The sequence below is a fragment of the Nitrobacter sp. CN101 genome (genome assembly GCF_055390255.1).
Genome location: NZ_AP038833.1, coordinates 4,088,607 through 4,100,545, shown reverse-complemented (window position 1 = coordinate 4,100,545; position 11,939 = coordinate 4,088,607). Strand labels below are relative to the sequence as shown.

General features: G+C 59.2%; 12 protein-coding genes. 6 read left to right on the top strand and 6 right to left on the bottom strand.

The window, feature by feature from the left end:
* Window positions 1-2: 2 nt before the first annotated feature.
* Window positions 3-506, bottom strand: a complete 504-nt coding sequence (locus ACZ5IL_RS20520; protein WP_464594285.1) for a DUF1993 domain-containing protein — start codon at window positions 504-506, stop codon at window positions 3-5.
* Window positions 507-836: 330 nt separating this feature from the next.
* Here ACZ5IL_RS20520 and ACZ5IL_RS20515 point away from each other — a divergent pair, with 330 nt between their 5' ends.
* On the top strand, window positions 837-1,583 hold the full coding sequence (locus tag ACZ5IL_RS20515; RefSeq protein WP_464594284.1) for a hypothetical protein: 747 nt from the start codon (window positions 837-839) through the stop codon (window positions 1,581-1,583).
* Between the two features lie 130 nt (window positions 1,584-1,713).
* Here the strand turns inward: ACZ5IL_RS20515 and ACZ5IL_RS20510 are convergent, their stop codons facing one another.
* Window positions 1,714-3,165: a helix-turn-helix domain-containing protein gene (locus ACZ5IL_RS20510; RefSeq protein WP_464594283.1), complete on the bottom strand. Its 1,452-nt coding sequence runs from the start codon at window positions 3,163-3,165 to the stop codon at window positions 1,714-1,716.
* A gap of 178 nt (window positions 3,166-3,343) precedes the next feature.
* Between ACZ5IL_RS20510 and aceA the strand changes: the two genes are divergently transcribed.
* The 3 genes from aceA to ACZ5IL_RS20495 all read left to right on the top strand — a co-directional run bounded on the left by aceA (window position 3,344) and on the right by ACZ5IL_RS20495 (window position 5,662).
* Window positions 3,344-4,651: an isocitrate lyase gene (aceA, locus tag ACZ5IL_RS20505; protein WP_464594282.1), complete on the top strand. Its 1,308-nt coding sequence runs from the start codon at window positions 3,344-3,346 to the stop codon at window positions 4,649-4,651.
* 24 nt (window positions 4,652-4,675) lie between these two features.
* Window positions 4,676-4,882 carry a DUF4170 domain-containing protein gene (locus tag ACZ5IL_RS20500; protein ID WP_011509641.1) on the top strand — a complete coding sequence of 69 codons (207 nt, stop codon included), beginning with the start codon at window positions 4,676-4,678 and terminating at the stop codon, window positions 4,880-4,882.
* A gap of 225 nt (window positions 4,883-5,107) precedes the next feature.
* Complete coding sequence (locus ACZ5IL_RS20495; RefSeq protein ID WP_464594281.1) at window positions 5,108-5,662, top strand: hypothetical protein; 555 nt, start codon at window positions 5,108-5,110, stop codon at window positions 5,660-5,662.
* A gap of 132 nt (window positions 5,663-5,794) precedes the next feature.
* On the opposite strand, the gene ACZ5IL_RS20490 is transcribed toward ACZ5IL_RS20495, so the two are convergent.
* Window positions 5,795-6,943: a PQQ-dependent sugar dehydrogenase gene (locus ACZ5IL_RS20490; protein WP_464594280.1), complete on the bottom strand. Its 1,149-nt coding sequence runs from the start codon at window positions 6,941-6,943 to the stop codon at window positions 5,795-5,797.
* Between the two features lie 72 nt (window positions 6,944-7,015).
* Between ACZ5IL_RS20490 and ACZ5IL_RS20485 the strand changes: the two genes are divergently transcribed.
* Window positions 7,016-7,381, top strand: coding sequence for a hypothetical protein (locus ACZ5IL_RS20485; RefSeq protein WP_464594279.1), 366 nt, complete (start codon window positions 7,016-7,018; stop codon window positions 7,379-7,381).
* On the opposite strand, the gene ACZ5IL_RS20480 is transcribed toward ACZ5IL_RS20485, so the two are convergent.
* From ACZ5IL_RS20480 to ACZ5IL_RS20470, 3 genes are all read right to left on the bottom strand, one after another.
* Complete coding sequence (locus ACZ5IL_RS20480; protein WP_464594278.1) at window positions 7,362-8,012, bottom strand: glutathione S-transferase family protein; 651 nt, start codon at window positions 8,010-8,012, stop codon at window positions 7,362-7,364. The genes ACZ5IL_RS20485 and ACZ5IL_RS20480 overlap by 20 nt on opposite strands.
* A gap of 171 nt (window positions 8,013-8,183) precedes the next feature.
* Window positions 8,184-9,179 carry a glycosyltransferase gene (locus ACZ5IL_RS20475; protein ID WP_464594277.1) on the bottom strand — a complete coding sequence of 332 codons (996 nt, stop codon included), beginning with the start codon at window positions 9,177-9,179 and terminating at the stop codon, window positions 8,184-8,186.
* Window positions 9,160-10,386: a glycosyltransferase family 87 protein gene (locus ACZ5IL_RS20470; RefSeq protein WP_464594276.1), complete on the bottom strand. Its 1,227-nt coding sequence runs from the start codon at window positions 10,384-10,386 to the stop codon at window positions 9,160-9,162. The genes ACZ5IL_RS20475 and ACZ5IL_RS20470 overlap by 20 nt, the downstream gene beginning before the upstream one ends.
* 190 nt (window positions 10,387-10,576) lie before the next feature.
* Between ACZ5IL_RS20470 and ACZ5IL_RS20465 the strand changes: the two genes are divergently transcribed.
* Window positions 10,577-11,779 carry a pyridoxal phosphate-dependent aminotransferase gene (locus tag ACZ5IL_RS20465; RefSeq protein WP_464594275.1) on the top strand — a complete coding sequence of 401 codons (1,203 nt, stop codon included), beginning with the start codon at window positions 10,577-10,579 and terminating at the stop codon, window positions 11,777-11,779.
* Window positions 11,780-11,939 lie beyond the last annotated feature (160 nt).

The window sequence follows — 11,939 nt, the reverse complement described above, 5'->3', positions numbered from 1 at the left end:
CCTTATTTCACGCCCATGAAATCTCGCTTGCCGAGCTCGACGCCGTTGTGACGCAGGATGTCGTATGCGGTCGTCACATGGAAATAGAAGTTCGGCAAGGCGAAATGGCTGAGATATTGCTGGCCCTTCAGAGTCATTGTTTTGTCGGGACCTGCCGGGAAGGTGACATCGCGGCTTTCCGCGCCATCGAATTTTCCGGGCGCTGCGTTCTTGACGTAATCCGTTGCCTTGACGATCCGCTGCTGCAACTCGTCAAAGGTCTTTTCGGTATCCGGGGTGCTCGGCACCTCTGAACCGGTCAGCCGCGCGCAGGTCTTTACGGCGAAATCGCAAGCGATCTGGATCTGGCGTGTTAGCGGCAGCATGTCCGGATAGAGCCGCGCGGCGAGCAGCGTGTCGGGCGCGATCTTCCGAGCGGTGGCGTAGCCTTCGGCTTTCCTGAGAATGTCGGAGAGGGCGCCGAGCGATTGCAGGAAGGCTGGCGGGACGGAATCGTAAAATGACATGGAATGCCTTTGTCTGTTCTGGTGTGCGAACGCGATGGTGAGACAGCAGAATGCGCTGCCGCTTGCACATGGGGGCTCACGTCACAAGCTGCAACCTCTCGGTCCTCGCCGAATTATCAGCCACAACGATCTTCGCGATCGCCGCCGGGCTGCTCGTTGAACATACTCTGGTCGAAGCCGCGCACCAGCATGTTGCTTCCACTCCAAAAAAGGACCTGAACGAATCTTCTCGGATAAATGCTGGTCCAGATTACGTCTAACTTTAAGGAATTTCGGAACCGTATTTCAGCAGCGAACCGATAACTAGCTTACGGTTTGAGGGAGGCTGTCGTGAGCAAAAATGCCGTGGTCTCTGATGGGAAAACTGACCGGCAGCGCCCGACCCTTGTGCGCCGCATAGCGTTGGGTTGCGTCTTGGTTCTGCTGGCGGTCGCTTTTAAGTTCGTGTTTTTACAACTTGGCTCGACATCGTCACGCGCAGGAACGCCTGAGACATGGGTTGAAATTAAAAACGAAAAGGCCGCGCTCTCACTTGAGAAAACTTCCTTCGCGGGTCAACGGGCTGAGTCGGTAACCTATGTTCACCAGGATGGCAGCCGAAACGATTGGATCCGCGCCGGGACATTCCCGCTGAATTCGTCCAATCTCACTTTCTCGATTGTGAGACAGACCAAAGCCAAACCGTTGACCTTCAGCTTGATCCGAAATCTTGAACACATTGCTGAACTTCGAATGGTGCAGCACACCTACAGGCCGGGATATTACGCACTTAACACGCGGTTTGGCGAACTCCGCGGCGTGAGGTTTGACGTCAACGCCGATGGCATCCGAAAGTATTGTCTTGGCTTTCATAAGCCCCTCAGAAATCTTGTGTTTGTGAAGGGTTACGTTTGCTCACCGGAATTCTCTGAAACCGACCCAGTCCGCGTAGCGTGTCTGGTGGATCAAATTCACTTTATTCGCCCATCCGACGAAACTGTTCTGAATGCAAGTATCGAGCCCGGCGAAGCCAAACAATGTGGAGCGACGGCGCTCGAGTCTTCAAGCGCTGTGGCAAACAGCAAAGACAGACTTTGACCTGCGTCATTCCGGGCGCGAGTGAACGAACCTGGAATCTATTATCCCATCTCGCGCGTTCCATTTGACGCTGGATTGTTGCTGCGCGGCATCCGGAATGACGGAGAAGTCCCGGCCATGTGCCACATTCTCACACCTCCCGCGCATTTGAAAACGCAAAGCTCGTCACGCGTCGCGTGTTCTCATCCAAAATCAAGGTCCGCGTGAGCGGCGGCTCGGCGCGCTGGGCGCAGTTCTCGCGCTCGCAGAGGCGACAGTTGATACCGATCGGCGTGCCCTCGGACTTGTCCAGATCCATCCCGGACGCATAGACAAGCCTTGCGGCGTGGCGGATTTCGCAACCCAGGCCGATAGCGAAGCGTGGTTGCGCCAGCGGATGCGGCGCGACCGGCCGGCGCACCATCTGCGCAACCGAGAAGTAGCGGCTGCCGTCCGGCAACTCGATCACCTGCTTCAAGAGACGATCCGGGGTGTCAAACGTGGAGTGCACATTCCACAGCGGACAGGTACCGCCAAACTTCGAGAACGGGAACGTGCCGGATGAAAATCGCTTGGAGACATTACCGGCGTTGTCGACGCGCAGCATGAAGAACGGCACGCCGCGCGCGTTCGGCCGCTGCAGCGTCGTCAGGCGGTGACACACCTGCTCGAAGCCGGTGTTGAAGCGTTGCGCCAGCACGTGGATGTCGTAACCGAGCGATTCCGCTGCGGCAAGGAAGGGCTGATAGGGCATCAGCGTGCAGCCCGCGAAGTAGTTCGCAAGCGTGATGCGGTAGAGATGACGCGATGTGTCGTCGAGTGCGCCAGCGCGGGCGATGATCGTATCAAACGCGGGCGTGCATTCGGAAAGCGCGATCTGAAACGCAAGCTGGAAAGCGCAGCCGGGGCCGTCCACCAGTTCTGAGATCAAGAGCTGCCGGCGGTGGCGGTCGAAGCGGCGCAGCGTCTCGCGCATCACATCGACCGGCATGATGCGGGTCTGAATCGAATGCTTTTCACGCAACCGCGTGCTCAAAGCCGCGAACAAGTCCTGTGCGGGAACGTTGATCTCGTCGCGCAGGGCTTCCGCTGCTTGTTCAAGCTCGGGGAAGTAGTTGCGATTGGCCTCGATCAGGTCGCGAACCTGCTCGATCGGGTTCGCGTCGAAGCGTCCGCCCATGCTTTCGTCGCGCCCTGCGAACTGTGCCGCCGCCAGCGTTTCGCCGCGCCGCGCCTCGGCATAGGCGGCATAGAGGCGCTGCAATGCGTGGGTCACGCCGGGACACAGCTCCGCGAGATCTCGCAATTCCTGCTTCGGAATGTCGATCTGGCGAAATAGCGGATCGGAAAAGACCTCGTTCAACTCAGCGAAGAAGCGGTCTTCGTCGGCGGTGGCGAGGTCGCGCAGGTCGAGATCGTAGGTCTCCGCGAGGCGAAGAAGGATTTGCGCGGTGACGGGTCGCTGGTTGCGCTCGATCAGGTTGACGTAGCTGGGCGAGATGCCGAGGCCCTCCGCGAACTGGGTCTGCGATAACCCGAGCTGTTGGCGGATGCGCCGGAATCGCGGACCGACGAAGAGTTTTTTGCCGGGATCTGTAGCCATCCTTACGCTCGTTTATGACAATAATTACAAAATAACATTTATGACATGTATATATGTTACATGACATCATCAATTGAGATCAAGCTATCTATACGAATTCGTCTGTTTGGTGTTATTTAGAACCACGATTGCAGTGCAGTTGCGGTGCAATGTCATAAATGTGGTGCTGGAGATAAAAATGGCCAAGACCTTTGAGCAGCTCGTTCCGGCCCCGAACGGTCGTTTTGAGGGGATCAGCCGTTCCTACAGCCCGGCGGACGTCGAAAAGCTGCGCGGCTCGGTGGAGATCAAGTACACGCTCGCCGAGAAGGGCGCGAACCGGCTGTGGAAGCAGCTTAACGACATGCCTTATGTGAATTCGCTCGGCGCCGTCACCGGCAACCAGGCGATGCAGCAGGCGCGCGCCGGTTTGCCCGCGATTTATCTCTCCGGCTGGCAGGTCGCCGCTGACGCCAATACCGCGGGCGCGATGTATCCGGACCAGAGCCTCTATCCGGCCAACGCCGGTCCTGAACTGTGCCGTCGCATCAACCGAACCTTCCAGCGCGCCGACCAGATCGAGCATGCTGAAGGCGGTGCCAAGATCGACTGGTTCGTGCCGATCGTGGCCGACGCGGAAGCGGGCTTCGGCGGACCGCTGAACTCGTTCGAGATCATGAAGGCCTATATCGAGGCGGGCGCGGCTGGCGTTCACTTCGAGGACCAGCTCGCATCGGAAAAGAAGTGCGGCCACATGGGCGGCAAGGTGCTGATCCCGACCGCCGCGCATGAACGCAATCTGATCGCGGCACGGCTTGCCGCCGATGTCTGTGGGGTGCCGACCTTCGTGTTGGCGCGCACCGACGCGGAGAGCGCGAAGCTCATCACCTCAGACATCGATGAGCGCGATCACGAGTTCATCACCGGCGAACGCACGGCGGAAGGCTTCTATCGCCTGAAGCCTGGCACTGGCCTCGATCACTGCATCAAGCGCGGACTGTCGTTTGCGAAATACGCTGACCTGCTGTGGTGGGAGACTTCAAAGCCGGATCTGGAGGGCGCGCGCAAGTTCGCGGAAGCTGTCAGGAAGGTCTATCCGAACAAGATGCTGGCTTACAACTGTTCGCCGTCGTTCAACTGGGAAGCCAACCTCGACAAGGACACCATTGCCAAGTTCCAGAAGGAAATTGCAGCGATGGGCTACAAGTTTCAGTTCGTCACGCTGGCGGGCTTCCATTCGCTCAACCACGGCATGTTCGAACTGGCGCGCGGCTACAAGGCCGAGGGCATGGCGGCATATTCCCGTCTCCAGCAGGCCGAGTTCGCCTCGGAGAAGTTCGGCTATTCGGCGACGCGCCATCAGCGCGAGGTCGGCACCGGTTACTTCGATCTGGTCTCGACCACGATCACGGGAGGCCAGTCGTCGACCACTGCGCTTCACGACTCCACCGAAACCGCGCAGTTCAAGTCGCAAGGTTCGCAGATCAAGGTCCAGGCTGCTGAGTAGACGGCGGAACAGAAGGAGGTTCTCATGACCGGCAGCAATTTCTGGGTGATTGGCGGCGAATTTGGTTCCATGAACTTCCACAAGCTGGTGGAAGGCTCGGCTCAGGTGCAAGGACCGTTCAAAACGCGGAAGGAAGCGGAGGACGCCTGGAGGGTCGTGTCTGAGGAAAACCGTCACCGCGCCGGCGTGCGGTTCTCCATCGTGGAAGAGCCGAATCGCATGGCGAGCTGATGTTGAATCCATCGTAGAAGAAGAAGCGTCCAAGGGAGCAACGGCCCTGCCTGGTATACCGGGCAGGGCCGTTTGTTCGTTCAGAAAGGGGATCGTGGCCGTTTAAGCCGGCTGCGCGCCTAAGCCTTTGGAACTAAACGGCCTTTGCCAGAAATGGAGTACCTGCTAAATTATATAGTTACCGTCAGGTTAAAAAGGCGGCAGCATCTGCGGGAAAGGCTACCGATGTCGGACGGACCGAACATTGGAAGGAGTGTGGCGGAAACGGCGAAGCCGCTGCGGTTGCGCGAGGCACTGTGGCAGGCTCGGATCGAGGCCGCGGATCGAACCGGCGTCGTCGTTGATCTGCGCGACGCGGAAGTGGCGCGGCTTGAGATCTTGAACGAGGCGCTCGATCCGCTGTTCGCGCAAGTGCCGGATCAGATCGATCTATTCGATCGGGGCCTCAGCAAGGGAGACACGCCGCGGCTGTGGATCGACATTGTGGCCCACGTCCTGATGGGACGCGACAAACGCTTGTACCGTTTCGTCCAGGATACCCGGCACGGCCGGATTGTACTCGCGGAATCTCACGACTCGGCCGCGATCGTCAAAGCTGTCACGGATTATGTCGCTCGCCGCATGATCGAGCGCGAGCGTGCGCTATCGGCGCCGTCGCTGTGGGAGCAAGCGGAGGCGAGGAAGCCGCCGCGCGGGCTTTGGACATTCGCGTTCGGATTTATAGCCGGTGTCATCGTGCTGTTCGGCTTCGCGCTATTCGCGGCGCTCAGGACTCCGTGACGCGAGGCACGGCGCTCGCGGTGCTAGAACGTTTCGAGCGAAGTGAAATCCGGTTCGCGTGAAGGAAACGCGTCAAATCAAAAACCTAGAGTCTTTCACCGTTTTCGTGACACGGTGCAAAGACTCTAGGAGTCATTTCCCGGCTGGCGACACCCGCAAGAGGCGTCCGGCAGTGCTATCGGTCAAAAGCCACAACGCGCCGTCCGGCCCTTGGCGAATGTCGCGGATGCGCTCGTTGAGGTCTTCCAGCAGGCGTTCCTCACCGGTCACCTCATTGCCACTGAGCGAGAGCCGCACCAGCATCTTGCCAGACAGCGCGCCGGTGAAAAGGCTTCCTTTCCACGACGGAAACAGCGTGCCGGTATAGAAGGCCATGCCGGATGGGGAGATCGAAGGCACCCAATATTTCACGGGCTGCTCCATGCCTTCCTTTGCGGTGCTGGCATGGATTTTCGCGCCGTTGTAGTCGATGCCGTAGCCGATCACCGGCCAGCCGTAGTTTTTACCCTTGCCGATGATGTTGACCTCGTCGCCGCCACGAGGGCCGTGCTCGACCTCCCAAAGGTCGCCGGTCGCCGGATTGATGGCGAGCCCCTGTTCGTTACGGTGGCCGTAGCTCCAGATTTCCGGCTTGGCGTCTGCGCGGCCGACGAACGGATTGTCCGCCGGCACTGAGCCATCGGGCGCGATGCGGATCACTTTGCCGAGGTGGTTCGCAAGATTTTGCGCCTCGTCGCGATGGTTGAAATGCTCGCCAAGCGTCACGAAAAGATTGCCGTCGTCAGCTTGCGCGATGCGGCAGCCATAGTGATTGCCCGACGACAGCGGGCCCTCCTGCCGGAAGGTGATCTCGACGTCTTGAAGCCGATCCTCACCCAATGTGGCGCGTGCAACGGCGGTTCGTCCGCCACCTTCCGCCGGCTCTGCGAAACAGAAATAGAGGGTTTTGTTGGTCACGAACGACTTGTCCAGCACAACGTCCAGCAGCCCGCCCTGACCGGAGGCCCAGACTTCGGGCACGTTCTTGAGCGGCGGCGACAGATCACCGTCGCGGCTGACGATGCGAAAGCGCCCGGGCCGTTCCGTGACCAGTATCCGCCCGTCCGGCAGCAAGGCGAGCCCCCAAGGATGGACGAGGCCGCGGGCAATGGTTGAGACCTCGATCGGTCCGGCTGACGACCGGAACGATTTGCTTTCGCTGCGCGCGTTGGCGGCGAAGAAAGCCGCGAGGACGGTGGCCGCGCCCAGAATGGCCGTAACCCGCACGATTGGTCTTTTCATCGAACGCTCCTGGCGGCGAGCGATGGTCACACGGAGAGACATGGTTGGCCGTCACAAAATTGTGAGGAACCAATGTACATTGCAAGGAGTGCGGTTCAGATCCCGATTGGCATAGCCATCGCAACCTTGATCGACATCATCGCGAAGGCGACCGAAACGACGACTGCAAAAGCAGAGATTGCGAGTGAGGCCGCAACAGCATTGGTCAGACGCGAGGACGCGACGGGTGCGAAGCGCCCTCCAAACCATCCGCTCGAACCTCGCGACCGCATCATTGTCGGATCTCCACAAGCACTGGCGAATCACCAGCCTGGACAATCTTTCACCAAGCACGGGCAGGATTGGGGCAAGTTGAATGAGGCGAAGTGGTTCCTGCCTTGTGATATCGAAGCCCTTAGCCCGGTGTCGGCCGCACGGATCAAGCCCTTGCGATTCTGATTGCGGCATCGTCCGAGAAAGCCGCGCTGCCGTCCATGGTTACAAAGCCGGGCTGCTGTTCAACCCGCCGTAACCAGGCGCGGATCGACGGGAACGTCGCGAGGTCGAAATCGCATTGGTCGGCGACATGGGTGTAGGCATAAAGTGCGATGTCGGCGATGGTCAGTTGCCCGGCAGCGAAAAAGTCATTGGTTCTGAGATGGTTTTCCATGACCTGGAGGGCCGCATAGCCGCGCTCCATCCAGTCTTCCAGCGCGTGAGTCTGCAGCTCGCGGCCTCCCTTGACCAGCGACAACCAGAAATACGCGGCGCCAATGTTCGGCTCCAGCGCGTGCTGTTCAAAGAACATCCACTGCAGGGCTTCGGCGCGCTCGATCGGTGAATTCGGAGCCAATGCGGTTCCGATCGTGACATACCACAAGATGGCATTGGACTCGGCGAGGTAACGCCCTTCTGCTACCTCCAGTAACGGTACCTGTCCGCTCGGGTTCTTGGCGAGAAAATCCGGCGTGCGGCTTTCGCCGCGCAGGATATCGATTTCGATGGCATGATAAGGCACGTCAAGGAAAGTCAGCGCGAGGCGAACCTTGTAGCTGTTTCCCGAGCGCTGCATTGAATAGAGCTTGTACATTACGGAGCTTCGCCTGATCGCTGGAGCGTCCGGCCCACTCGCCTGCAACGCAGTGCAAGAATAGTGGTCGCACGCCGCTCGCCGCAAGGTCTTGCCGTTTGGAAAAGTAAAATTGAACTGCCGCAAAGTCGTGCGGGAGATTTTATTGCGCGATCAACGACCCGATTAGCATCAAGGCTTGTTTGCAACTGCGTCAAGATCGAGATAGCGCATCCGTTTGGCTTCACGGCGACCTCGCGCGACGGCATCGAGCACGAGTCCGATTGCCAGGCTGAGGAATCCAAGCTGGGCAATCGCCGCGGCGAGTACCGCAGTTGGTATTCGGGGCACAAGGCCGGTTTCCAGATAGGTCGCGATGAGCGGGATGCCGAGCCCAAGACAAACGAGCAGAAGCATGGTGCCTGCAGCACCGAAGAATCGTAGCGGCTGCGTTTCCTTGTACAGCTTGAAAAGCATCAGCAGGATGCGCAGGCCATCGCGATAGGTGCGCAGCTTGCTGGTCGATCCATCGGGGCGTGTGCCGTAAGGCAGCGCCATTTCACCGGTCGCGATCTTCAGGTCGAGGGCATGGACCGAGAGCTCGACCTCGATCTCAAAGCCTGCCGACGACACCGGAAATGATTTGGCGAAGCGGCGGGAGAGAACTCGATAACCCGAGAGAATGTCGGTGAAGCCGTCACCAAACATGTGCGCCATGACGCGATTGAAGAAGAGGTTGCCAAACCGATGGCCTGACGGAAAAGCCTTATCGTCGCCGTTACGGGTTCCGATCATCATGTCGAGGTTGCGCACGACAAGCGCCTCGATCAGCGCGCCGGCGGCGTCCGGTTTATAAGTGCCATCGCCATCCGCCAGAACGTAGATGTCGGCGTCGATATCCGCCAGCATGCGGCGGACGACATTTCCCTTGCCCTGCAGCAGTTCACGGCGAACGACAGCACCGGCCGCGAGCGCTGCGTCGTAGGTGCCGTCAGTGGAATTGTTGTCGTAGACGTAGACCCTGGCGCCGGGCAGCGCGCGAAGGAATCCGCGGACTACACCGCCGATGGTGACTTCCTCATTGTAGCAAGGGAGAAGCACGGCGATCGTTCGATTTCGCACCATGCTGCTCTGCGCGAACATGCCGTCGATTTCGTCGCGGATCCGGTCAAGCCTTGGCAAGGACATCACTCCTGAAGATAATGCCGGCTTCCATAGCCGCCCGGCGCAGGATGACGACGTAGAGCATCATCATCACGATGAGACCAAGGGGAAGACCGCTCGCGCCGGCAATGATGCGTGTAAGAAGCGGCGTGATCCACGCCAGCGCCAGCAGCGAAAGTTCGTAGGATATGAAACCGTGCGCCAGACCGTGACGGGCGAGAAACGCGATCGCAATGCCGAGAACGACGAGATCGTAGTCCAGTACATATGGCGTGACGAGCAGCGATGCGGTGCAGAGTGCGGCGGCTTTCAAATCATACGAAACTCGCGAGCGCCATAGCCATGCAATGCTGATTGCGAGCGCGGCGGCCAGCATTGCCTGAGCTGCATAGGCAAGATGGATTCCGCCATCCCACATCCTGACCGCTGAAAACAGCGATTGGATTTTGTGCCAGCCGGTGGCGCCCTGTTCCAGGATCACCGTTCGCGTAAACGTCGTCGATACCGCGAAGGCGTGCCAGATTTCGGCGCCGGATATCGCGAAGCTGGCGACCGTGAGTGCCGATGCGGTGAGAGGCGCCGCGGCAAAGGTCGTCCAGCGCCCGCCGGCAAGCAATGCGATGGGGATCAGCACGCCAAACTGTGGCTTGTAGATCAGGAGGCCGATGAGGATGCCTGAAACCCACGGCCGGCGATCGAGTAGCACCAGCGCGCCGCCGATAAGCGTCGCGGTGAAAAATGCGTTTTGTCCGTGGCCGATATTGATGAAGACAGCCGGAAAAGCCAGCGCCGGCAGCCAGGTCCCGGGACGCCGGACGATGGCGCAGACCGTCACGAGGTAACCTGTCAGACTGGTCACCAGCCATAACAGCAGGCCCCAACCGTAAGGAAAGGCGGCGATGGCCATCGCGATGGCAAAGAAAAATGGCGGATAATGCCATCCGTAGAAGGGCACCGGCCGGCCGCCGAAGATGGCCTGTTCGGCGGCATGCTGTAGTCTGGGATCGTAGGCGTCAGGCGCCAACCCCTGCCAAGCCAGGGCGCCGGCGGCGTAGACATTGGAGAAGTCCGTTCCGATCGGCTCGCCGCGCCGGTCGATGAGCCCGTCCGACGCTGCGACCCACACGACGATCGCGATGGCGCAGAGAACCAGCAAAATGATGCTGTAGCCTTGCAGACGCTCCGCAGTCAGCCATTGTCCGGTTCGAATCTTTTGCCAAAAACGGGTCATGTCCCAATCGCTGCATGCGGAGGTCCGGCGGACACTAATCGTTGGTATTTAAGGTTCTCTGAAACCTATCAGATGTGCGCCGGTCAGCATTGTTCTTGCGGTGCAACGTAACGCACACTAATGTGTTTGCGATCCCAATCACTGAAATGGCGTGGAAATGGTGACCGACCACGCTTGCTAGGAGATGACGATGTCGTTCCTGTCTACTGCGCTCGATCGTGTGAAGCCGTCCGCGACCATCGCGGTCACGGATAAAGCACGTCGGCTCAAAGCGGAGGGGCGGAACGTGATCGGTCTCGGCGCGGGTGAGCCGGATTTCGATACACCGGCCAATATCAAATTGGCCGCGGTTCATGCCATCGAGGCGGGCAAGACCAAGTATACGGCGGTCGATGGTATCCCCGAACTGAAGCAGGCGATTATCGCCAAGTTTCAACGCGAGAACGAGCTGACCTACAAGCCGAACCAGATCATTGTCGGCACCGGCGGCAAGCAGGTGCTCTACAACGCGCTGATGGCGACCATCAATCCGGGTGATGAGGTCGTCATCCCTGCGCCGTACTGGGTCAGCTATCCCGAAATGGTGGCGTTGGCGGGAGGCGAGCCCGTGCCCGTGGTTTGCACGGCGGAGTTCGGGTTCAAGTTGCAGCCCCAGGCGCTGGAAAGAGCGATCACGCCGAAGACCAAGTGGATCATCCTCAACTCGCCGTCGAACCCGACCGGCGCGGCCTATACGCGGGCCGAATTGAAGGCGCTGACCGATGTGCTGGTGAAGCACCCGCAGGTCTGGGTGATGACCGACGATATGTACGAGCATCTGATCTATGACGAGTTCGAATTTACCACTCCTGCGCAGGTTGAACCAAAATTGTTCGATCGCACACTCACAGTGAACGGAGTGTCAAAGGCCTACTGTATGACGGGTTGGCGTATTGGCTATGCCGGGGGTCCCGTTCAACTGATCAAGGCGATGGCAACGATCCAGTCGCAATCGACGTCTAACCCGTCGTCCGTCTCGCAATGGGCGGCGGTGGAAGCCCTGAGTGGCCCGCAAGGGTTTATCGAAGCGAATAACAAGATATTCAAGGAGCGTCGCGACCTCGTAGTGGCGATGCTGAACCAGGCCAACGGCATTGATTGCCCACGGCCGGAAGGCGCGTTCTACGTCTATCCGTCCTGCGCTGGCGCCATCGGCAAGACCACGCCGTCGGGCAGGAAGCTCCAGACGGATGAGGATTTCGTTACCGAGTTACTGGAGGCCGAGGGAGTTGCGGTGGTGCAGGGGTCCGCGTTCGGCTTAGGACCGGCCTTCCGTATCTCTTATGCGACTAAAACGGCGGATCTCGAAGAGGCCTGCAAGCGCATCCAGCAGTTCTGCGGCAATCTGCGCTGATCGCCTTCGCGGCAGCAATACATTGCCCAATACCTGCCCAAGTCTGGAGTAGCTATGTCCTGATATTCATTAAGTTTTAGCAACGTGTCGGCATGTTGATGCCGCAATGTGGCGATTGCCTTGTTTTGGACACGGCGATTCCATCATGTCCCACACCTTT